Consider the following 240-nt stretch of genomic DNA (forward strand, 5'->3'; position numbering starts at 1 on the left):
CGGCCTTGACGCGCAGGTCAAGGCCGTCAAGCAGTTCGAGGAACTCACCGAGTACGTCACCTGAGGTTTCGCCAGCGACCAGCTGGCGAACCGCGAGCGTGTAGCGTTTGTTACGCACCCGTGCGTAGAGTGTCGCATAAGCGTGAAACGTCGTTGTTCCACGCTTGGCCAGTGAGGAGTAGAGAGCTTCTGTCTCGTCTTCATCGCCGTAGTAGGGATCGAGGTGGAGGTCGGCGACGA

Annotated in this window: 1 pseudogene; it reads right to left on the reverse strand. The window is 59.6% G+C overall.

Features of this window, described 5'->3' with window-relative positions:
* A pseudogene (locus O2S87_RS19440) lies at window positions 1–240 on the reverse strand (ISH3 family transposase); the annotation flags it as partial.

It is taken from the genome of Halohasta sp. A2 (genome assembly GCF_056175805.1).